Source organism: Propionispora hippei DSM 15287 (genome assembly GCF_900141835.1).
In the GTDB taxonomy this organism is placed as follows: Bacteria; Bacillota; Negativicutes; order Propionisporales; family Propionisporaceae; genus Propionispora; species Propionispora hippei.
Map to the genome: position 1 here is coordinate 33,887 of NZ_FQZD01000027.1, position 21,472 is coordinate 55,358.

17 protein-coding genes are annotated in these 21,472 nt (G+C 51.0%); 12 read left to right on the top strand and 5 right to left on the bottom strand.

Annotated elements, in window-relative coordinates; all coding sequences use genetic code 11:
* Positions 1-344 precede the first annotated feature (344 nt).
* The 3 genes from hcp to F3H20_RS14025 form a co-directional block, all read right to left on the bottom strand.
* Positions 345-1,997, bottom strand: a complete 1,653-nt coding sequence (hcp, locus tag F3H20_RS14015; RefSeq protein WP_149735536.1) for a hydroxylamine reductase — start codon at positions 1,995-1,997, stop codon at positions 345-347.
* A 290-nt stretch (positions 1,998-2,287) separates the two neighbouring features.
* The gene (locus F3H20_RS14020) at positions 2,288-3,709 is read right to left on the bottom strand and encodes a DHA2 family efflux MFS transporter permease subunit (protein WP_149735537.1); all 1,422 of its coding nucleotides are present in this window, start codon (positions 3,707-3,709) and stop codon (positions 2,288-2,290) included.
* A gap of 144 nt (positions 3,710-3,853) precedes the next feature.
* Positions 3,854-4,936, bottom strand: a complete 1,083-nt coding sequence (locus tag F3H20_RS14025) for an NAD(P)-binding protein (RefSeq protein ID WP_149735538.1) — start codon at positions 4,934-4,936, stop codon at positions 3,854-3,856.
* A 176-nt stretch (positions 4,937-5,112) separates the two neighbouring features.
* Here F3H20_RS14025 and F3H20_RS14030 point away from each other — a divergent pair, with 176 nt between their 5' ends.
* Entirely contained in the window at positions 5,113-6,822 is a 1,710-nt protein-coding gene (locus F3H20_RS14030; protein ID WP_149735539.1) for an MDR family MFS transporter, read from the top strand.
* Between the two features lie 33 nt (positions 6,823-6,855).
* Here the strand turns inward: F3H20_RS14030 and F3H20_RS14035 are convergent, their stop codons facing one another.
* Positions 6,856-7,677, bottom strand: coding sequence for an alpha/beta fold hydrolase (locus F3H20_RS14035; RefSeq protein WP_149735540.1), 822 nt, complete (start codon positions 7,675-7,677; stop codon positions 6,856-6,858).
* A 285-nt stretch (positions 7,678-7,962) separates the two neighbouring features.
* On the opposite strand from F3H20_RS14035, the gene F3H20_RS14040 reads away from it, so the two are divergent.
* From F3H20_RS14040 to F3H20_RS14070, 7 genes are all read left to right on the top strand, one after another.
* Positions 7,963-9,135 (top strand): ABC transporter substrate-binding protein, encoded by a 1,173-nt coding sequence (locus F3H20_RS14040; RefSeq protein WP_149735541.1) that lies wholly within the window; start codon positions 7,963-7,965, stop codon positions 9,133-9,135.
* 347 nt (positions 9,136-9,482) lie between these two features.
* Positions 9,483-10,505 (top strand): HlyD family secretion protein, encoded by a 1,023-nt coding sequence (locus F3H20_RS14045; protein WP_149735542.1) that lies wholly within the window; start codon positions 9,483-9,485, stop codon positions 10,503-10,505.
* A 14-nt stretch (positions 10,506-10,519) separates the two neighbouring features.
* Positions 10,520-12,103 (top strand): DHA2 family efflux MFS transporter permease subunit, encoded by a 1,584-nt coding sequence (locus F3H20_RS14050; protein ID WP_188128344.1) that lies wholly within the window; start codon positions 10,520-10,522, stop codon positions 12,101-12,103.
* A gap of 190 nt (positions 12,104-12,293) precedes the next feature.
* The gene (locus F3H20_RS14055) at positions 12,294-12,932 is read left to right on the top strand and encodes a carbohydrate kinase family protein (protein ID WP_149735544.1); all 639 of its coding nucleotides are present in this window, start codon (positions 12,294-12,296) and stop codon (positions 12,930-12,932) included.
* The gene (locus tag F3H20_RS14060) at positions 12,917-13,378 is read left to right on the top strand and encodes a carbohydrate kinase family protein (RefSeq protein ID WP_188128345.1); all 462 of its coding nucleotides are present in this window, start codon (positions 12,917-12,919) and stop codon (positions 13,376-13,378) included. Before F3H20_RS14055 ends, F3H20_RS14060 begins: the two co-directional genes overlap by 16 nt.
* Positions 13,302-14,507, top strand: coding sequence for a glycosyltransferase (locus F3H20_RS14065; RefSeq protein WP_149735546.1), 1,206 nt, complete (start codon positions 13,302-13,304; stop codon positions 14,505-14,507). Before F3H20_RS14060 ends, F3H20_RS14065 begins: the two co-directional genes overlap by 77 nt.
* The gene (locus tag F3H20_RS14070; RefSeq protein ID WP_149735547.1) at positions 14,504-15,268 is read left to right on the top strand and encodes a nucleotidyltransferase family protein; all 765 of its coding nucleotides are present in this window, start codon (positions 14,504-14,506) and stop codon (positions 15,266-15,268) included. Before F3H20_RS14065 ends, F3H20_RS14070 begins: the two co-directional genes overlap by 4 nt.
* On the opposite strand, the gene F3H20_RS14075 is transcribed toward F3H20_RS14070, so the two are convergent.
* Positions 15,265-16,092 carry a polysaccharide deacetylase family protein gene (locus F3H20_RS14075; RefSeq protein WP_149735548.1) on the bottom strand — a complete coding sequence of 276 codons (828 nt, stop codon included), beginning with the start codon at positions 16,090-16,092 and terminating at the stop codon, positions 15,265-15,267. The two genes, F3H20_RS14070 and F3H20_RS14075, sit on opposite strands and share 4 nt — an antisense overlap.
* A gap of 245 nt (positions 16,093-16,337) precedes the next feature.
* Between F3H20_RS14075 and F3H20_RS14080 the strand changes: the two genes are divergently transcribed.
* The 4 genes from F3H20_RS14080 to F3H20_RS14095 form a co-directional block, all read left to right on the top strand.
* A complete protein-coding gene (locus tag F3H20_RS14080) occupies positions 16,338-17,462 on the top strand; it encodes a DUF362 domain-containing protein (protein WP_149735549.1) in 1,125 nt (374 codons plus the stop codon).
* A gap of 344 nt (positions 17,463-17,806) precedes the next feature.
* Positions 17,807-19,909, top strand: coding sequence for an ATP-binding protein (locus F3H20_RS14085; RefSeq protein ID WP_149735550.1), 2,103 nt, complete (start codon positions 17,807-17,809; stop codon positions 19,907-19,909).
* Positions 19,910-19,911: 2 nt separating this feature from the next.
* Positions 19,912-21,087, top strand: a complete 1,176-nt coding sequence (locus F3H20_RS14090) for a response regulator (RefSeq protein ID WP_188128346.1) — start codon at positions 19,912-19,914, stop codon at positions 21,085-21,087.
* Between the two features lie 164 nt (positions 21,088-21,251).
* Positions 21,252-21,472: transposase (locus tag F3H20_RS14095; RefSeq protein WP_149735552.1), on the top strand; the 221-nt coding region annotated here is incomplete at its 3' end.

The window sequence follows — 21,472 nt, forward strand, 5'->3', positions numbered from 1 at the left end:
AAAAAAGCGTAACAGCTTTGTTTTGGCTCCCAGTTCGGCCTTTCCCGGAAAAATACGTTCCGCAGGATGAAAAATTGCCGGCTTACGTTAAGAAATCCACCTGTGCCCTTTGGGTATTTGTTTGAGCGAAGCGAGTTTACGGATTTTTAGTAAGCCGGCAATTTTTCAAGTATTTTGGAGGACAGGCCTAGCCTTTTGGGTCCCTTTGTGGCAATGACAAAGGGACGACAAGCTTTTCTTTACACATACAGGCTGTTGTAAATGAATAAAATCATTTGCGACGGTCTTGTTTTACATTAAGCAGGTGCTTGCAATGTCCGATATGCGCTCACAAAAGCAGGAAATTAGTTTGCCTGCTTGAGCAGGCTCTTCAAGTCGTCCTCCGGCGTGCTGATCGGTTTGATACTGAAGGTTTCCACCAGATACTGCAGCACATTAGGCGACAGGAAGGCCGGCAGGCTGGGGCCGAGCCGCATATTTTGGATGCCCAGCGATAAGAGCGCCAACAGGTCGGCAACAGCTTTTTGCTCGTACCAAGACAGCACGATGGAAAGCGGCAGGGAATTGACATCGGTATCGAAGGCATCGGCCAGCGCTGTGGCAATCCGGACGGCCGAATAAGCATCGTTGCACTGCCCGATGTCTAAAAGCCGCGGCAGACCAGCTACAGTACCGAAATCCAGCTTATTGAAACGGTATTTGCCGCAGGCCAGGGTCAGGATGACGCAATCCTCCGGAACGAGCTTGGCAAACTCGGTGTAGTAATTGCGTCCCGGACGGGCACCGTCGCAGCCGCCGATGAGGAAGAAGTGACGCACCTTGCCGTCCTTTACCGCATTGACAATGGCTTCGGCATGGGATAGTGTGGCATGATGCCCGAAGCCGACCAGGATTTTGTGCGCTTCTTCATCCTCGGTAAAGCCACCTAACTCTAAAGCCTTATCGATGATTTCACTGAAATCTTTGGTGCCATCAGGCTTGGTTTTAATGTTTTTCACGCCTTCCCAGCCGACAACGTTGGTCGTGAAAATCCGGTCCTTATAAGTTTCCCGGGGCCGCATCAGACAGTTGGTGGTCATCAGGATACAGCCCGGCAAGCTGTCAAATTCCTTCTGTTGATTTTGCCAGGCCGAACCGTAGTTGCCAGCCAGATGCTTATATTTTTTCAGGCCCGGATAGCCGTGGGCCGGCAGCATTTCGCCGTGGGTGTAGATGTTGATACCCTTTCCTTCGGTTTGTTCCAGCAGCATTTCCAGGTCACGCAGGTCATGGCCGGAGATAATGATAAAGGGCCCTTTCTTGGGATTGACATCAACCTGGTGCGGCGATGGGTTTTGATAGGTTGTCGTATTGGCCTCGTCCAGCACCTTCATGACTTCGACGCTCATATTGCCTGTCCGCATAACCACGCGGATCATGTCGTCCAGGGTGAGATTATCGTTGGTTGTGGCTTCTAACCCCTGGAAGTAGAAGTTGTCCACCTGGTCGCTGTAAAAGTTGATAAACCTGGCCTGATGGCCGTAGGCACTGATGCCCTTTAAGCCGTACAGGACGGTGGAGCGCAGGGAGCGGATGTCGGGGTCCAGGGTTTGATCGTACATAATGCCCGCCTTGACCGCATCCTTGAGCATGGCTTCCTTGCTATCGCTCAGATTGTAGGTGGCTGCGTCGGGATAGTTTTTTTGCGGGGCCTGGCTGCGCAACTGTTCTTTTATTTTTTGCGATTCCTGCAGCAGTTTTACATGAACACCGACGTCAAAATTAACGTTGGTCAGGGTGGTGAACAGGGAATTCTCGACAAACTTAACCACCTCTTTGTCAATCGGTTTACCCTGGTCGATCAGTTCCTTGGCATAGCAGGAGATGCCTTTTAGCTGGTAAATCAGTAAATCCTGCAAATTGGCAATTTCCGGGGTTTTACCGCAGACACCGCTCTTGGTACAGCCTTTGCCGCCAAAAGTTTGTTCACACTGGTAACAAAACATCGCATTGTCCAAACCGAATCGCTCCTTTTTAATATAGTTAGACCTTACTTTAACAGTAAGAAATCCTGGAAAATAATTTAGAATTTTTAGTCGGAAAATCCTGCCTGTTCCAGAATAAAAACCGATCACTTTTTTGTCTTTGACAATAAAAGCAGTTATAGCAAGATTACTATTCCCTGTTTTTTTATATTATAACCGTTAGCAAAGCATTGAATTTCAGCAGCTAGCGACCGTGTTTGCCATCAGGCACTATAAAAAAAACAGGCTCTCCGCCAGGGGAGCCTGCTGTTAGAGCGGTCAGTTCAGTTTTTAGCGATCAGTTCAGTCCGTCTTACGAAGGATAAGGCGGCACCAATGGCGGCAAATAAGGCCCCCGCAAACAGAGCGGTATGGTAGCCGGACAGAAAGGCGGCAATCTGCTGAGCCGCATCAGGCTGGGTAAAACCGGCCAGAGCGGCGGCTTGGCGGTTCTCGAAAATCGACACGGAGATGGCGATGCCCGAAACCTGGCCAATATTTCTTACCAGTGAATTGAAGCCGCTGGCAATGCCCAGCTTTTCCGGCGGGACCGAACTCATGACACTGTTGTTATTGGGTGATTGAAAGAGCGCGTTGCCTAAGCCCAGCGTAGCCTGGGACAAGGCAATTTCCCAAAGTGAGGTGTGTTCGCCCAACAGGGTTAGCGAAAGCAGGCCCAGGGTAGTTACGCTCAGTCCAGCGGTACTGAGAAAAGCCGGGTTGATCCGGTCGGACAGATAGCCGCTAATCGGAGCCAGCAGGGCCATTAAGAACGGGAAGGGCGTCATCAGCAGGCCGACCTGTGAAGGGCTTAGGTGCAGGATGGTGGTTAGGTAGAAGGGCAGCAGCATGGTATTGGAAAAAAGGGCCATAAAGGAAATCAGACCGGCGGCATTGCCGGACCAGAAGGCCCAGATTTTAAACAGGCTTAGGTCAATCATTGGAAAGGGAGCGCGTTTTTCGTGAAGGACAAAGAGCGTTAAGAGAGCTACAGCTGCGATAAACAAAGTAATGACTGTTTTAGACAGCCAGCCTAAATCCTCGCCATGAATGATAGCTAGCAGAAAGCAGATCATGCCGGTGGCGAACAATACGGCACCCGGGTAATCGAAGGCTTCGCCGTTCTGGCGGGCTTCCCGGGGGAGAATTATCTGACCGGCGGCAAAACCGAGCAACCCAATCGGCAAATTGACATAGAAAATCGACTCCCAGCCGAACAGATCGACCAATACACCGCCCACACTGGGGCCTGTCAGGGAGCCCAGCGCCACAATGGTTCCCACCATGCCGAGGGCTTGTCCGCGGCTGGAACTGGGAAAGGTGGCAGCCACAATGGCCGAGGCATTGGCCATGAGCATGGCGGCTCCGATGGCTTGGATCACTCTGGCGGTGATCAACAAGGCAATGTGGCCGGCCAGGCCGCAGAGCAGCGAGCCTAAAGTAAAAACGAGAAACCCGGCGGTATAGACCGAGCGGCGGCCGAGCATGTCTCCCAGACGGCCAAAGAGCGGCAGCAGGCAGGAAATGGTCAGCAGATAAGCCGATACGACCCACTGAACCAGTGGCAGGCTGGAATCAAGCATAGCCGAGATACGGGGCAACGCGACATTGACAATGCTGGAATCAAGGGTTGCCATGAAAGTTCCTGTAGCAGTTACGCTAAATACCAGCCAGCGATAGTATGGTAAGGCTTGTAAATTGAGCATGGTAATTTCCTCAAATTAGGTATTTTTTATCAGTAATTTAATCATAAGCCAGCTAGGTAGGATTAGCAAGCGGATTATCCGGCAGGGTATGGTCATTGCCTGTAATATTTTAACAGATCTTTCGTTTGGTAATGGGACGTTTGTTTATCCAAAAAGCGGTGTTAACAGGCGACTGATTATCTTTAGGAGGCTAATGCGACGGTTATTCAGCAAACGGTTAGCTAAGGGAGTGCCTGCCAGGCTAACAAGGGTGTCCAGGTTAGCATTGTTTAAGGACTCCAAAAATTTCCGGAGTGTCATGGAGTGGTGATAGCTTTGGTAAAGGGATTTGGCGGTTTGCTGGTAATTTAACTGTCCAAGCAAATCCTGAGCAGCATAAATACCGGATAACATGGACGGCAGTTGGCCAAAGCCCAGCGCCGGCATCATAGTTCCCAGGCAATTGCCGACAAAGAAAGTATTGCCGATGCGGGGCATATCGGAAATTCCCATCCGGTAATGGTGAATTTCAAATTGGTCGGTTATCCTTAGATTCTGCCGAGTGTCTTTACAGACCCGTTCAAAATATCTGTCCCACAATTTGTTTTGATTTAGCTCCTTCGCTTCAGGATATTCGGGATAGGCTAAGGTAATGTTGGCTTCTTTGCCGGAGAAGGGAATTAAGTAGCAATATCCTTTGGGAGCAATAGTGTTATCAAGCCAGGCGGCCACTTCTCGCTGATTGAAGTTTCCGGCGACAGTTGCTCCCTTTAAAGTAACGGTAAGACTGCTTTTTACTCGCTGTATTTCCTCGGTATACCTGAAATCGCCGACAGCCAATATAATATGGGTAAATTCTTTTAATAAAGCAGTATAGTCGTATGTTGAGTTGAATAAAATTTTGGTCTTTAATTGCCGGGCCAATTGGGACTCAAACGAGGTTTCCACCCTGCCCCGCAGATTAATAAAGCCTAGTTGGCCGGTTAATTGGGCTGTCTTATTCTCGGAATGCAACGTGAGTGCCGTAATATTATTGGTAGGCTGCAGGTATATACCGTAAACTTCTGACAACCGGACCAGCGGATCGCTGAAGGATTGCTCCAGCATAGGCAGTAAAATTTCTCCATTAACAAACCGGTCGCCGACGCAACGGCGATTATCAAAAACGGTGGGAGTGAGACCGTTTTTCTCTAAGGTTAAGGCACAGGCTAACCCAGACAGGCCGGCTCCCATAATTGCTATTTTCATAAAAAGCCTCCCAGCTATTTATCCTTAGCATAGCCAACTATATGCAGAATATGTTCGGCGGCTCAGGCGGCAGGGTGATTTAGCCGGAGATTTTTTTAAGTTACAGGAGTCTTGTTGATATTATTTTCTTAGCAGGGGAAGGCTAAACCAAGTCATTCCATTAGCGGGAGGAAGCTATGAACAGTAACAGGCAGCGAAGAATATTACTGACAGGTTTGTTTTTAGCTCTGTTTTTTTCTTCTTTGGACCAGACGGTGGTGGGGACAGCAATGCCCCGCATTATTGGCGAGCTTGGCGGGCTGAGCATTATGACCTGGGTGACCACGACCTATATGCTTACTTCGACGACGGTGGTGCCGATTGCCGGCAAGCTGGCCGATGTATACGGACGCCGGTTGATTTATATAGCCGGATTGTTGATTTTTATCGGCGGCTCGGCGCTTTGCGGGACAAGCCAGACCATGCTGCAACTCATTCTGTACCGGGCCTTGCAGGGGATTGGCGGTGGCATTATGATGCCTTTGGCCATGACGATCGTCGGTGACATCTTTCCGCCGGGTGAACGGGGCCGGTGGCAGGGCATTATGGGGGCGCTGTTTGGGCTGTCGTCGGTGGTTGGCCCGGCTATTGGCGGCTGGATTGTCGATTCTGCCTCCTGGCAGTGGGTTTTTTACATCAATCTGCCAATTGGTTTTTTGGCGACGGCTACTATCTATATGGGTTTGCGCGATGAAAAACCGGCCGTCGGGCAGGTTCATATTGATTATGCCGGTATTTTGCTGCTCATTACCGGAACTGTCTCTTTGCTGCTGGGATTAAATATGGGCGGAGCCGGTTATTCCTGGCTGTCCTGGCAGATAGTTGGCTTACTGGGCCTTTCGTTTGTTGCCTGGGCGCTCTTTCTTTATGTTGAGCAAAGAGCCCTGGACCCGGTGCTGAGTCTGGATTTATTTCAAAACAAAGTGTTTGCCGTTAGCAATATGGTCGGCTTCCTCATGGGCCTGGGCATGTTTGGGGCGTTGGCGTTTTTACCCCTGTTCTTTCAGGGTGTGCTGGGCATCAGCGCGACCGGTTCCGGTAACACGATGCTGCCGATGATGCTGGGCATGATGGGGACCAGTATTTTAGCCGGACGCTATGCCACCAGGCTGCCGTTCCGGACGATTTATCTGGCCGGTATGAGCATTATGACAGTGGCCTTTTACCTGTTAAGCACCATGACGATAGAAACGCGGCAATTGGCTGCCGCAGCGTATATCGCGCTGCTGGGCATTGGCATGGGCCTGATTATGCCGGTGATTACCATTGCCGTGCAAAGCACGGTGGGTCCAAAACGGCGCGGGGTCGCCACTTCGGCGACGCAATTTTTTCGCAGCATTGGCGGCACACTGGGAATGACGGTGCTCGGGGTGGTGTTTAACAGCTATTCCAATGCCATCATGGCGCAGGAGTTTTTCCCGGCTATCAAAAATATGCCTATTGCCGCTAACAGTGTGCTGGCCGACTGGCTGGCGAAAGCCCGGACCGATCCTCACAGCATGTTTAATATCTTGTTAAGTCCCGAGACCTTGCAGCTCATTCCGGCAGAACTGCGTGACAGCCTGCTGCCACCGCTCAAGGGTGCGCTGGCCGAATCGCTGCAGGTGGTGTTCTGGGTGGCGGCACTCATTGGCGTTGCCGGGGTACTGGTAAGCCTGTTGCTTGGCAATGTCCGGCTGGAGCAGCGGGATAAACAGAATGCCGCTCCCGATGCCGGGGCAGTGCTGCTGGCGGAAGGCATTGCGCCGGAAGTGGAGCTGGCCGCCGAGCTGGTGCCTGACTTGATTGACGGGGAACGGAAAAAAGGTTCCGAGGTATGTTCCAAGGAGCGGCGGCCGGACGAATAGCGCCTGGCCGCCGCCCTTTTGATAAAAAGGAAGTTAACGGTATTTAGCCGCGAAATCCGCCAGTTCTTTATTGAATTTGTCCCGCTCGTCCCGGAACAAGGCATGACCGCTATAGCAGAAGGGGATGAGCCGGGAATGCCTGATACCCTGCTCCTGGGCTTCGCCCAAGGAGAAGTGGCAGACGCGGTCGTGAATGCCGTGCAGGATCAAGGTGGGAACTTCGATGCTTTCCAGGTCGGAAAAAAGTTTTTCCTCGCCCAGCCAGGTGGTGGCCACGGCTGCCGTAGACCATAGGGCGGCCTTTAGCCCGAGCTGGAAAAACCAATCGGCGAAAGGCTGGGTGACATATTGAAAAAAGAACATGTCGCCAAAATCCCGCAGCATCGCCGGCCGGTCGGTGTAGGTGTCCCGGATGATTTTTTCAACGGCTTCCCGCGGCAGACCATAAGGAAAGTATGGCCGTTGAATGAGACTGGGGGCCGCTGCCGCGCAAAGAGCCAGCTTTGCCACGCCGTATCCCCTGTGACGGGCCATGTAGCGGACGGCGATGGCACCGCCGGTGGAGTGGGCGGCCAGGGTAACCCCTTGTAACCCCAGTTGGCTGATTACGCCGTAGACGTCATCAGCCAGCCGGTTATAATCGTAGCCGTCAGCCGGCTTATCGGAGCGTCCGAAGCCCCGCTGATCGATGCCTATGCAGCGAAAGCCTTTCTGGATCAAATAGGCAAACTGATATTCAAACATGGTATAATCGGCAGGCCAACCATGCAAAAAGACAATGGTTTCACAGCCTGCCGGGTTTACATCCTCTACATAGAGTTTGACGTGTTCATCGACTTTTATATAGTATCCCATCGCCTGGTTCCTCCTGGCAGGTAAATGCCTTTTTATGAGTAGCCTATTCCTTTATGGCCCAAAAGGTGACATAATAAAGGGAAGGTCTGGCATAGCGCGGTTGGCTGACGGTAAAAAAAATAAAATATTTTGCCATTATTTATTTTCTACGGCCTAGGTACTTGCGGAGCCGGGCGTTTTACAATACAATATTTTGCTATAAGAGGTATGTACGTCTGCCGGTCACGGTTAGTACGGCATTCCTGTCGCTCTTATTGTAGAATATGTTTATTAGGAGGTTGATCAATGTTAAAACGGTTATTAACAGGTAAGACTTTGCTGTTCTTGCTGTTGCTGGCTGCTATGGGCATGACGGCCGGGTGCGGCGATACGGCCGGCGATTCCATCAAAATCGGTATGGTCTACGAACTGACCGGCAATACGGCATCTTACGGCACTTCGGCGGCCAACGGCGCTAATCTGGCCTTTAAGGAAATCAATGCCAACGGCGGAGTATTGGGCAAAAAGCTGGAAATCATTACGGCGGACAATAAAGGAGAACCCTCCGAGTCGGCTAACGCCATGACCAAAGTAATCACCCAGGACCGGGTAGTGGCGGTAACCGGTTTCACTGTTAGCTCCTGCGGCATTGCCGGATCGGTGGTTGCCGAGGACAATAAGATTCCCTTTGTGGCAGCGGCTACGGTAAATCCCAAGGTAACGGTGGATGAAGCAACAGGCAAGGTGAAGGACTATACGTTCCGGGCGTGCTTTATTGATTCCTTCCAGGGAACGGTAGGCGCTAATTTCGCCTGGAATAGTCTGAAGGCTAAGAAAGCCGCGATCATGGTGGATAATTCCAGCGATTATAGCAAAGGGTTAGCCAAGGTATTTAAGAGCGTATATACCGAACGCGGCGGCCAAATCGTTTCCGAAGAGGCTTACCTGCAAAAAGATCAGGATTTTAAAGCTACTCTGACTACCATAAAAGCACAAAATCCGGAAATTATCTACATACCAGGCTACTACGAAGATGTGGGCAAGATTGTTAAACAGGCGCGCGAATTGGGCATCACCATACCTATTCTGGGCGGCGATGCATGGGATTCACCCCGGTTGGCTGAACTTGGCGGGGCGCAAGCATTAAATAACACGTATTTTACCAATTTCTATTCCGTGGAAGACAAAAACCCGGTTTCCAATTCCTTTGTGGAAGCTTACCAGAAGGAATACGGGCAAGTACCTGACTCCATGGCCGCTATGGGCTATGACGCCGCTCGCTTGTTAGTGGATGCCATCAAACGGGCCAATAGCACAGATGCCAATAAAATCCGCGAGGCCCTGGCAGCTACGAAGAACTTCCCCAGTGTAAGCGGCGAGATGAACCTGAACGAAAGCCATGATGCTGTCAGAGGCGTGGTCATCATTGAGATGAAAGACGGCAAGCAGGTCTACAAGGAAACCATCAAGCAATCCTGAACTGCCGTAACTAAGTAAATCCAAAATTTTTTTTACTGACTTAGATGAAAAAGAATCATGTGACAAATAATTTTTATTCATGATGACCCTAAGAACATGAGAGAAATGAAAGAGAATACGTATAAGACGATTGAAAACTACCTGTTTGGGCCTGTTGCCTAAACAGGTAGTTTTTTGTGACTTGGCTGGCAAAAAGTACAATTGTCTTTTTTAATCAATGTTATTATAATTAATAATATTAAGATTAATAATAAATAGCGCAGGAAGAAATCTCCCTGCCTATACGCTGGTCCGGGCGGCTATATGGATGCGCCGGGCTGTTGCGTTAACTAAAAGGGAGGATATATATGAGTAATAGATTCTTTCAATCCAAAAAGAAACTGGCAGCTTTCGTCGGTGTTATCGGCGTGGCCCTGCTGGGAGGGGGAAGCTGGTGGTGGTATAACTATGCAGGTACGGTATCTACCGATGATGCCCGGGTTAAAGGTACCATTGTGACCGTAGGTGCCCGGGTTTCGGCGCGGACAACCGAGCTGCTGGTCAATGAGGGCGACCGGGTGGAGGCCGGACAGGTTGTCGCCAGACTGGATACCAAGGAATTAGCGGCGCAGGTTGACCAGGCTAAAGCCAATTTGGCCGCTGCCCAGGCTAAGCTGGCAGGCCTGCAGGCCGGAAGCCGTCCGCAGCAGGTAGCCCAGGCGGGTGCGGCCGTTGATTCGGCCGAGGCGAATGTAACCAATGCGGAAAAAGCCTATGATCGGACCAAAGCTCTGTATGACCAAGGTGCCGTAGCGGCTCAGCAACTGGATGCCGCCTGGACCGCCCTGACGGTGGCCAAGGCGCAGTTGGCGTCCTCCAGCCAGTCGGCCAGTCTGGTGGCCGAAGGCTCACGGCAGGAAGACATCCAGGCGGCACAGGCCCAGGTGGACCAGGCGGCGGCCATGCTGCAGAATGCTCAGCTCCAATTGGAAAATGCCACGATCATAGCCCCTATTTCCGGTGTGATTGCTCAGCGGGCGGTTAATCTAGGGGAAAGTGTGGCAATAGGCCAACCCTTATTCAATATTGTCGATTCCGACGACATTTGGGTCGCGGCCAATATTGACGAAACGTATATCGGCAAGGTCCATGACGGACAGGCCGTGCATTTTACGGTAGACGCCTTTCCCGGCGTGAAGTTTACCGGCCTCGTGCAGGAAGTGGGGGCGGCAACCGGTTCTCAGTTTTCCCTGCTGCCCAATGAAAATACTTCCGGCAATTATACTAAGCTTACGCAGAAACTGCCTGTGAAGATAAGTATTGCTAAAACCGGCAATACCCAGTTAAAACCGGGCATGTCGGCCGTAATTAATGTGAACGTCCGGTCTTAACAGAGGTGATGATGATGGAACAAGCAATAACACAACCCAATAAATACATGGTGCTTTTGACCGTTACGCTGGGCACCATGCTGAGTTCCTATGTCAGCAGTTCGGTCAACATTGCTCTGCCGAATATGATGCAGGTGTTTGGTTTTACGATGGATTCGGTAGTCTGGGTTTCTCTTTCCTATATGCTGCCTTACGGTTCAATTTTACCGATTACCGGTAAACTGGGCGATCAATTTGGCCGGAAACGCATGTATTTGACCGGGCTGGCCATTTTTACCGCGGCTACCTTGCTGGTCGGTATGGCCTGGAGCAGCACGGCGCTTATCGTGTTCCGGGTCCTTCAGGGTATCGGGGCGGGGCTGCTATTCCCCAACTCTATGGCTTTGGTGTCTGATGCTTTTTCTCCGACCGAACGGGGGCAGGCATTAGGCCTGTGGGGCGCTCTGGCAGCCGGAGGCAGTGCCCTTGGTCCGACCCTGGGCGGGCTTATTGTGGAATATCTTGATTGGCGCCTGATCTTTTATTCCATCCTACCGATATCGGCCATGGGCTTGCTATTAGGGACCAAGGTGTTGCAGGAATCCAAGACCGGGCAGAGTAAAGCCAAAATTGACTATGCCGGTGGCGCTTTGCTGGTAATCAGCTTGATTTGCCTGATGCTGGTGCTTAATCAGGGCTCGGATGAAGGCTGGACATCCTTCTATATTCTGGGCCTGGCGGCCGTAGCGGTACTGTCTATGGCGGCATTTTTCGTGGTAGAACAACGAACGGCGGCACCGATGGTGGATTTGGCCCTGTTTAAAAATGTTACGTTTACCGTGTCCAATATCGTTGGCTTTCTGTCTTTTATGGCCATGTATGGCGGATTGTTTCTTCTGCCGTTTTATCTACGCAATGTTCAGGGCTTTATCGCGATTAAGGCGGGAATATCCATGCTGCCTCTGACACTTTCCATGATTTTGCTGGCGCCCCTGGGCGGCCGGCTGGCCGGGCAATACGGCTCAAGAATTCCGGCCTCTTTGGGAATGTCCATTATGGCGTTGGCCCTGTTTTCTTTCCGCCTGCTCGATGCCCGGACGCCGTACTCGCATATTGCGGTGACGCTTGTTTTCATGGGGGTCGGACTGGCCTTGACCATGTCGCCTTTATCGAACGGGGTTATGGGAACATTAAGCAAAGACAAACTGGGAGTCGGGTCAGGTGTGTTTAACCTGTTTAAAAATGTTGGCGGCAGCGTAGGCGTTGCAATTATGGGGACTTTGCTGGACACCAGGCAACTGGTGCACAGCGCAACCTATCGGAATTACCTGGACAGCGGGTCCCATCTGGTAACTTCCGCGCTGGCGGCACTGCAGAACAACTTTATTCTGGACGGCATGTCACCGGCGGCAGCCAAGCTGCTGGCTTTGAGCAGCTTGCAGGGGATGGTCTCCCAGCAGGCGGCAGTTGCCGCCTTTGACGATGTGTTTCTGATTACCGCCGTATTGTGTGCGGCAGGCATTCTGCCGGCACTGTTCATTCGTGATACCAAAAGTCAACCGGCTGAGGAGAAATCCGGTAAGCTGCCGGAGCAACTGCCTTTGCCGGATAGTGTATAAAACCAATTTGGTTCATAGCCAAAGAGCCAGGACGGGAATTTTCGGCTTATGCCGGAACTCACGTTTTGGCTCTTTTTGATTTATATTTTGCAATCATCAGGGAATAGTAAGCAAGTATAGTCTTTTTCCGGATATTTGTTGCGGACGATGAAAATCGGATGAAAAGGGTGTAAAAGCGGAGGTGCAAACCATGAGGTTTGGCATTGTAGGGCCTATATCAAAAGATACGATTAACCGCGCGCCGGGAGAAACGACAAGCAAGTTCGGTGCCGTTGCCTATAGTGCAACCGTGCTGGCCAAGCTGCTGGAAAGTGCGGAAGATGATATCCTTTGTCTGTCCCACGTGGCGGCAGCCGACAGGGAAGCGGTGTTAGCGCTGCTTGATTTCCCCAATATCCGGCTTTGTGGTTTGGACGGACCGGCGAATAGAGGAACGGAAATTGAGCTGCAGTACCTAAACCGGCATGAGCGGATCAGTAAGCAGACACAGGTTATGACGCCGGTTTCCTTCGCAGAAATGGAACAATTGACTAACCGGGATTATGTTATATTGATGCCGTTAAACGATACGGATATTCCCCTGGCAACGGTCAGGCGGTTTCGGCAAAGCTCGGAGGCGACTATATTCCTGGATATTCATGGCCTGCTTACCGGAGTTGACCATTCCGGCAAACGGTATAGAAAACAGTGGGCTAAGGAGGCGGAATGGCTGCAGGCGATTGATATTTTAAAAATGAACGAGCACGAAGCATCCTGGGCTGCGGGATGCAGTCTCAGCACGTTTCCGGAGCATTTGGATTATGCCGTCAGGATGTGCAAAGCGGGCTGACGGCTTGCTGGATTACCTTTGGCAGCCAAGCCTCTTTGGTTGTCTGGAAACGGCAGCAGCGATTGTTCTGGGCCAAAGTACCGGTCAGTGATACGGGACAAGTGGTGGATACTATTGGCTGCGGCGACGCCGCGTCAGCCGGCTTCATTTATGCCTATTCCAGACTGCAGAGTCCGATTATGGCGGTAGTAATGGGTAATTTGCTTGGCTCGGTCAAGGCCTCCCTGTATGATGCCAAAGGCTTTCCCACCAGGCTGGAAGCGCAGGACATGCTGTACCGGCATTACCGCAGTTATTTTCACAACTTGCTTGATGAGTTTTTGTCACAGCAGCATGTCATTGTACACGAAATAAAAGAGGGGGATCGGGATGAAAATTTTATGTACAGCCCAAATGGGAGCAGCTACGATCATGGGTCAGGCCATGAGAGTCATAGCCATCGCTAAGACTTTGCAGCGGCGGGGGCATGACGTCAAGTTTATTGCCGCGGGAAAAATGATTCCGGTAATACGGAATTTTGGCCTTGACGTGCTGGAAGCTGACAATATGCCGGATATACATCATGCAGGTACGTTACAGGATTTGAAGGCAGAACCGTCTGAAGCGACGCTGACCCAGATGAAGGAACTGCTGGAAAAGATGGTGGAACTGGAACGCACTATGGCAAAAAAGGTCTGCCCTGATCTTATTGTAAGCGGCACGGTTAGCGGTGCCACCGTGGCCCGTTCGCTGGGAATCCCCTCAGCCCTGGTCTTTTTGCAGCCCCATGGACAAAAGACTGTCCAGATGGTCAGTAAATTTATAAACCGTCAGGGAGCAGCGGAGAAACAAACCGGAACTTCCCTGCAAAGCATGTTGAGGGCAGCCGACCTGATTATCCTGGAGGGAATGCCGGAGCTTGGCGGAGATCTGGCAATGGATTTTTTCGGTGCCGGGCTGGGAGGGATAAAGGAAAAGATCCGCTTTTGCGGACCGCTGCTGGTGGAGTCGCCGGACCAATTGCCGGACCGGTTTTTGCTCAAGCAAAAGCATCTTGGCAACGGGGAACGAAACCTGGCCTATATAACCATAGGCGGCGGGTCGCCCTTGATTGGCGAGCAGTTTTTGGCGACCGTATTAAAAGCACTGCAATTAACACCCGATATTACCGGCGTTGTAGCCACCGGTCTTGCCATATCGCCGAATACCATTAAGGCATACCGGCCGCCGGTCAATGCGATGGTTAAAGGCTTTGTACCGGGGACAGAGCTGATCAAAGCCAGTGATGTAACGGTTTTTCATGGCGGCTCTTCCACGCTGATGAGCTGTATTGCCTGTGGCAGTCCGGCCGTAGTGATACCTTCCATGGGTGAGCAGGAGGATAACGCTGCCGTCATGGCCCGGTTCCAGGCCGGCATCGTGCTGGAGAAAGCTTCATTAACGCCGGACAAACTGGCAGAGGCCATGCAGACCGTCATCCGGTCGGAGTCATACCGGACAGGGGCTCAGGCTCTCAAACGGCTGGGGGACGCATACGGCGGCGCAGAGGAAGCCGCCAATTGGGTCGAACAGCTTGCGGGAGGGGGACAGCGATGAAAGCCTTAATTTTAGCTGCCGGCCGCGGTTCCCGGCTGAGGCCGATTACCGACTATATACCCAAGCCCTTGGTACCGCTGCAGGGGAAACCGCTTCTGGAGTGGATTCTTCTTGGGTTGGCAGCCTACGGTATCCGGGAGTACGTGATAGCAACCAGTTATTTGGCAGAACAGATAGAAAACTATTTTGGTGATGGAAAGCGGTGGGGAGTTGAGATTGCCTACAGCCGCGGCAACGCGCCGGCCGGAAAGGCCGGCGAAGTATGGCGGTGCCGTGAGCTGTTGGCTAAGGAGCCCCGGTTTCTGGTTGTGCCCGGCGATACGCTGTGTCAGCTTAATTACTGTGAATTTATGGACTTTCATACCCGGACGCAAGGGGTGGTTTCGGTGGCCTTATCCAGCCGCTACCGGCTGGAGGTGGGCGTGGCCGAGGTGGATCAGGCGAACCGGATTACCGGATTTTTGGAGAAAGCAAACCTGGATCGTCCGGTAAGTACGGGAACTTATTTATTGGAGCAAAGCATTTTTCCTTATATCGAAAGATTTGCGCCGGAGAAGCATGAGGTGGATTTACCGGCCCAGGTCTTTCCTGTTTTGCTGCAGGAGGGAAAGGGCGTGTACGGTTTTGTACGGGACTATGCCTGGTGGGATATTGGCAGGGTCAATGATTATGAGGCGATTGCCCACTTGCCTCCTCATGAGGCCCCGGCCGTACTGGCTCCCGGCAGGCCGATAAACCCAAAAGAAGGCCGGCAGACTTAAGGAATATAAATTAAGTCTGCCAGCCGGGAAGCGCCACAGTTGGTTAATAGTATTTTTAAGGTTTGCAGGCTGTTCCAAAGGCGGGTTAGCTTAAGACGCAGCCAAAAGTGGAAAAAGGTATGAGGCAGTTCAAAAACGGGAATCCGGTTTAAGGTATAAAAATTGGAATTTGTTCTGTCACGCCCCAGGTTAATCGTGAAAGCGGCCCGATAGCCAGCCTGTTTGGCTAGCTCAATCACCTGGTTGTTGTAAAAGCCTCCCGGATAGGCCAGATACTCCACTTTTTTTGACAAATGCTGTTCAATGGCCTTACGGGACCGGGTGAGCTGCGCGAGCACCTCGCTATCCGAGGCTTTGGTCAGCATGATATGTGTTGCCGTATGCGACTGAAACTGTATGCCGCTGCCGGCCATTTCTTTTATCTGCTGCCAGGTCAGATATTGGCTGTTATGATCGACAAAATCGGTGATGAGAAAAATAGTGGCGGTAAAATTGTATTTTTTTAGAATAGGGTAGGCTTCCTGATAATTGTCTTCATAGCCGTCGTCAAAGGTAATTAAAACGGGATTGGGCGGCAGTGGTTTGCCGTATTGCAGATAGTCCAGCAATTGATCAGGTGTGATGGAGTTGTAGCCGGCTTTGGCCAAATAAGACATTTGGGCGTCAAACTCCTGCGAGCTGATCGCCAATAAGACATGGTTGTGGTTGTTGACCTCATGATAGTTCAGTACGGGAACGCCGGGAACAAAAAAGAACAGATAAGCGATTCCGGCTGTAACGAGAGCAAGGCTGCCGAGAGCAACGTATAAAAACAGGCGTTTCATGTAGCTACGCGATCCTTTCTATAAAGAAATAGAGAATCATTACTTCCGTATCATTTAATTCAACAAGACCAGGAGCATTCCTGTCGGATTTTCCTGGAATTTATCGTGATTGATAGAAAGAAAGCTAAAAGAATGGCTTGATAAATAATATGACAATATTGCCTATTTGATGTAACAAAGGCTACAATAGAAGAGGAACAGTTATATGCGGTTTCGAAACAAACGAAGCCTGGGAGGAGGATAAGATGGAAAGGTCCAAAGTTTATTTTTCCAATTTACGGGCAACCCAGAATATGAACTTGCTGCAGAAGTTGGAAAGACTGATAAAAAAAGCGGGTATTGAGCAGATTGATTTCAAAGAAAAGTATGTAGCCATTAAAGTGCATTTTGGTGAACCGGGGAATTTGGCCTATCTGCGCCCCAATTATGCGAAAGTCGTGGCCGATGTGATTAAAGGCCTGGGGGGTAAGCCCTTTCTTACCGACTGTAACACGTTGTATGTGGGGCGCCGCAAAGATGCGTTGGAGCATCTGGACGCTGCCTACGAAAATGGCTATAATCCTTTTACCACCGGCTGCCAGATTATTATCGGCGATGGTCTGAAGGGCACCGACGAGGCCTATGTTCCGATTCCTGCCGGTGAACATGTGAAGGAGGCCAAAATTGGCCGGGCGGTAATGGATGCCGACGTGGTCATCAGCCTAAACCATTTTAAGGGCCATGAACTTACCGGTTTTGGCGGTGCATTGAAAAATATCGGCATGGGCTGCGGCTCACGGGCCGGGAAAATGGAAATGCATAGTGAAGGTAAACCGCGCGTGATATCGGCCCAGTGTGTGGCCTGCGGTGCCTGCCTTAAAATCTGTGCGCATGGTGCTATTTCCATCCAGGACAAGAAGGCCAAAATTGACCACACGCGCTGCGTTGGCTGCGGACGATGTATTGGGACCTGCCGATTCAATGCGATTGGGGCGGCATGGGATGAATCCACGGATATCCTGAACAAGAAAATTGCCGAATATACCTGGGCGGTATTGCATGACAGGCCGCATTTTCACATTAACATGGTAATTGATTTGTCGCCCTTTTGCGACTGTCATGCCGAGAACGATGCACCGATTCTCCCCGATATCGGCATGTTCGCTTCCTTTGATCCGGTTGCCCTGGATGTCGCCTGTGCCGATATGGCTAACCAAGCTCCGGCCTTGCCTGACAGCTATCTGTCCGAACAGATGAAGAACCGGCAAGAGGACTGCGTAGAAAAGGACCACTTCTGTGTGACTCACCCGGAAACTAACTGGCGGTCCTGTATGGACCATGCCGAAAAAATCGGGATCGGCCAAAAGGCCTATGAACTGATTAAAGTATAAGGCAGGCGTGACTGCCAGCTGTATTACGGACTCCCGGATAGTTATTATCCGGGGTCTTTTCTTTTTGGCAGGACGGGGGGACTGGCTGCTTTGGTGACACTTGGGGGGAGCAGTAGTGCGTAACGTGTAAAAGAGGCAGGCTGCCGCACAAATAAGTCCTGTTTCACAAAAGGGAATGGGCCGGACAGAAAGAATTACTGATGTAGGTGGAACCTGGTGCTGGAAGAAGTATTACCCCATTTGTTAGTAAAGCTGCTGCCGGAAAGCTGTGTTTGGGGCAGGAGGAATAAGCGGTGTCCACAGTTCGTTAGCCGGGACGGATCGGTGGCTGAGAGGAGCAGACGGTGGAGGAGAAACAACTGGCAATCGGTACAGAGGACTCCCAGGACAGCCGCAACGTTCGCATGATTATTATTCTGTTCGGTATCTTTCTGCTTTCTTTGCTTTGGCTGGGGCTTTTTTATAAGATCGAAAATGAACGGCAGATTGCGCTGGCCGATGCCTTCAAGGATACGGCAAACTTTGTCCGGGCCTTTGAGGAGCATACCTTGCGGACTATCAAGAGTGTAGATCAGGCCGCGCTGTTTTTAAAACATGAATATGAAAAAGCAGGGAGCCGTATTGATATTCCTCAGTACATAAGGGAGGGGCGGTTTACCGGCCAGTCGGTGGTACTATTAAGCGTGATCGATGAATACGGCAAGCTGGCCGTCAGCAGCCAGGTGCCTTTTGTGCCGTCCAATCTGGCCGATCGTGAGCATTTCCTGGTGCATAAAGGCCGGGACAGCGGTGACCTGTTTATCAGCAAGCCGGTGCTGGGTCGTTCTTCCGGCAAGTGGTCGATCCAAATGACGCGGCGGGTGAATAAGCCTGACGGTTCCTTTGGCGGAGTGGTGGTGGCTTCGGTCGATCCTTGCTACTTTACCCAGTTTTACAAGCAGGTCAATCTGGGAAAAGATTCGACTATTGTGCTTGTCGGGCGAGATGGGATAGTCCGGGCCCGGGAGTCGGGAATGAAAACAGAGCCCGGCCAGAACCTAAGCGGCGGTGCGCTAATGGCCCATATGGCAGAACGTGACATTGGGCAGTACGTGATTACCAGCGATATTGACGGCATTAAACGGATACATAGCTACCGGGCGCTGAAGGAGTATCCCTTGGTGGTTTCGGTCGGCATCAGTGAACAGGAAGCTTTCCAGGAAGTGAATGAGCGGATTGCCGTTTACTACTGGGTGGCTGCGCTGATCTCGGTGGTAATTGCTGTTTTTATTATGGTGCTGCTCTTTATTACGGTACGGCAAAAGCGAACGCAAACGGCGCTAAAGCAGGCTTATGATACACTGGAAGCCGAAGTGGAGGAGCGGACGCGGGAATTATTTGCCGCCAATCAGGAACTGGAGGCGATGAACGAGGAGTTCCAGCATACCAATGAGGAGCTGAAAAATGAAATTTCCGATCGCCGGCGGATGGAAACCAGCCTGCGCTTGTCGAAGGAAGAATTGGTGCAAAGAAATAACGAGCTTGTTTCGGCGTTACATTTGCTGGAACAGGCCCAGCGGCAGCTTATTCAGCAGGAAAAACTGGCCGGTATCGGACAGTTGGCAGCCGGGGTGGCTCATGAGATTAATAATCCGCTGGGGTTTGTGACCAGCAATGTGGAATCACTGCAGGAGTATTTCGCCGCCTTCGACAGGGTGCTCAGCCGCTACCGGCAGTTGTGTCTGGCCTTAGAGCAGACGGAGACTGCTGCTGCCCAGTTGAATATGGTGGCTGAGCTGGCTGACTACGAAAAAGAACAGGACCTGGATTATATCCGGGAGGACCTTCCCGAATTGTTTCAGGACACGCTGGCCGGGCTGGAGCGGATGAGCAAGATTGTCCGGGGAATGCGCACTTTTTCCCGTGTGGACCAGCAGGCTGTCTTTGAGGACTATGACCTGCTGGAAGGATTGGAAAGCACGCTGCTGGTAGCTCATAATGAGATTAAATATAGTGCCGTGGTTGAAAAGATTTTGACGCCCATCCCGGTCATTAAGGCCGTACGGGGTGAAATCAATCAGGTATTGCTAAATCTGATTGTCAATGCGGTGCATGCGATCAAAGACAAACACCGGACCGAAACGGGTGTCATTAGAGCGTCTACCTGGTTTGATGCTGAATTTGTATATTGTGCGGTCGAAGACAACGGGACAGGCATTACGCCGGAGAATATGAAGAGCATATTTAACCCGTTTTTTACAACCAAGCCCGTGGGACAAGGTACCGGAATGGGACTGAGTATTTCTTATGATATCATTGTCAACCGGCACAAAGGCAATATCTGGGCCGAGAGTTCGACGGGGGAAGGAGCTAAATTTATTTTTAAACTGCCGATACGGCACGACGGCGAAGCGGCGCTTCCTCCTGCTGCTGTCCGTCTGCCAGGGGGCGTAGAGCAGGGAGAATGACGATGGAAAAAAAGATTTTGTTTGTTGATGATGAACAACCTATTCTTAACACCTTTCAGCGATTCTTCCGGGGCAGTGGCTTTACCGTATTTACGGCGGAAAGCGGATACCGGGCGTTGGAGATTCTTGCCCAGGAGAAGATAGATATTATCATTTCCGACATGCGGATGCCGCAGATGAGCGGACATCAACTGCTGCGACGGGTGAAGGATTTGTATCCGGCCACTATTCGCCTGATTCTCAGCGGCCATGCGGACGAGAAAGAGATTATTAAAGCACTGCTCGACGGTTCCTGCAAAATGTATATATTAAAACCCTGGGACGGTAAGTCCTTGCAAAAAACGATTTTGCAGCTATTGGAGATCAAAGAGGTCCTGCAGGCCCGAAAGCTGTTGACCATTATCAATCAAATTGACAGTTTGCACCTGCAGCCACAGATTTTCAGCCGGCTGATGGAGCTGATTGACGCCAATGCCGATATGCAGCAAATTGCGACAGTGGTTGAGGAAGAACCGGCTCTTACCGCCAAAGTATTGCATATGGCTAATTCCGCTTTCTATGGCATACGTACCGGGTCGATCAGTCAGGCTATTGTTTATCTGGGGCTGACCACCGTTAAAAATATTGTTCTCCTGACCTGCCTCTGTGAGTCGGTGTCTGACCGCGGCTCCGGCCTGTTTAGCCGGGAGGCGCTGTGGCAGCACGCGATCAGAATGAACCGTCTGACTAACCGGTTCCACTACCGGCTCACCGGCAAGAACATTCCGCCGGTTGCCGCTTCGGTCGGGTTGGTGCTTAATATCGGACTGACGGTTCTGGTAAGGCAAATGCCGGCGCAATATAAGCAAATTGACGCTATTTTACGTCATCAACCGGGGGCGCAGCTACTGGCCTTGGAGCGGGAAATCCTTGGCGTAACTCACCCGGAGGTAGGCGGCTATCTGCTGGACTGGTGGGGCTTTCCCCAGCCGATTATTGAAAGCACCCTGTTTCATTATGATCCTTTTCATCATAACGTAACCGACCGGACGCTGGTAGGCATTGCCTGTCTGGCTCACTATTGTGCCTTGCAGGGAAAGGATAACTGGGAGCAACTGCCTGTGGATGAGCGGGTACTTGGCTTTTTCAATATTACTAGAGAAGATTGTAAAAGAATGACCCTGGAAGATTGGCAATAAGCAAGGCATAAGCTGTCCGGACAGTAAATTTATGCCCTAATGAAGCAAGAAGCACCCTGTAGGGGTGCTTCAGCTTGTTGAAAAAGTATATAGTATGAAAATGGTTTTTGAGGGTCCATGTAGAATTAATTCTGCATGGACCTAATTTTGTTAGGAGGTAGAGTATGCTTAAAGAACGAGCACCTCAGCAGATGAAATTCGAATTAGTTTGTATTGATCAATTAGTTCCTGAAGATCACCTACTTAGAAAGATAGATAAATACATAGATTTTTCGTTTATATACGAGAAGACCACCCCCTACTATTGTCAAGATAATGGACGACCACCCGTAGATCCGATTGTCCTTTTCAAAATGATCTTTATTGGCTATCTTTATGGCATCCG

Excerpts from the sequence above, each read along its gene's own strand:
- F3H20_RS14030 (WP_149735539.1), top strand. The coding sequence starts at position 5,113 with ATGAACAGTAACAGGCAGCGAAGAATATTACTGACAGGTTTGTTTTTA.
- F3H20_RS14025 (WP_149735538.1), bottom strand. The coding sequence starts at position 4,936 with ATGAAAATAGCAATTATGGGAGCCGGCCTGTCTGGGTTAGCCTGTGCC.
- F3H20_RS14040 (WP_149735541.1), top strand. The coding sequence starts at position 7,963 with ATGTTAAAACGGTTATTAACAGGTAAGACTTTGCTGTTCTTGCTGTTG.
- F3H20_RS14080 (WP_149735549.1), top strand. The coding sequence starts at position 16,338 with ATGGAAAGGTCCAAAGTTTATTTTTCCAATTTACGGGCAACCCAGAAT.
- F3H20_RS14075 (WP_149735548.1), bottom strand. The coding sequence starts at position 16,092 with ATGAAACGCCTGTTTTTATACGTTGCTCTCGGCAGCCTTGCTCTCGTT.
- F3H20_RS14055 (WP_149735544.1), top strand. The coding sequence starts at position 12,294 with ATGAGGTTTGGCATTGTAGGGCCTATATCAAAAGATACGATTAACCGC.
- F3H20_RS14090 (WP_188128346.1), top strand. The coding sequence starts at position 19,912 with ATGGAAAAAAAGATTTTGTTTGTTGATGATGAACAACCTATTCTTAAC.
- F3H20_RS14070 (WP_149735547.1), top strand. The coding sequence starts at position 14,504 with ATGAAAGCCTTAATTTTAGCTGCCGGCCGCGGTTCCCGGCTGAGGCCG.
- F3H20_RS14050 (WP_188128344.1), top strand. The coding sequence starts at position 10,520 with ATGGAACAAGCAATAACACAACCCAATAAATACATGGTGCTTTTGACC.
- F3H20_RS14045 (WP_149735542.1), top strand. The coding sequence starts at position 9,483 with ATGAGTAATAGATTCTTTCAATCCAAAAAGAAACTGGCAGCTTTCGTC.
- F3H20_RS14020 (WP_149735537.1), bottom strand. The coding sequence starts at position 3,709 with ATGCTCAATTTACAAGCCTTACCATACTATCGCTGGCTGGTATTTAGC.
- F3H20_RS14035 (WP_149735540.1), bottom strand. The coding sequence starts at position 7,677 with ATGGGATACTATATAAAAGTCGATGAACACGTCAAACTCTATGTAGAG.
- F3H20_RS14065 (WP_149735546.1), top strand. The coding sequence starts at position 13,302 with ATGAAAATTTTATGTACAGCCCAAATGGGAGCAGCTACGATCATGGGT.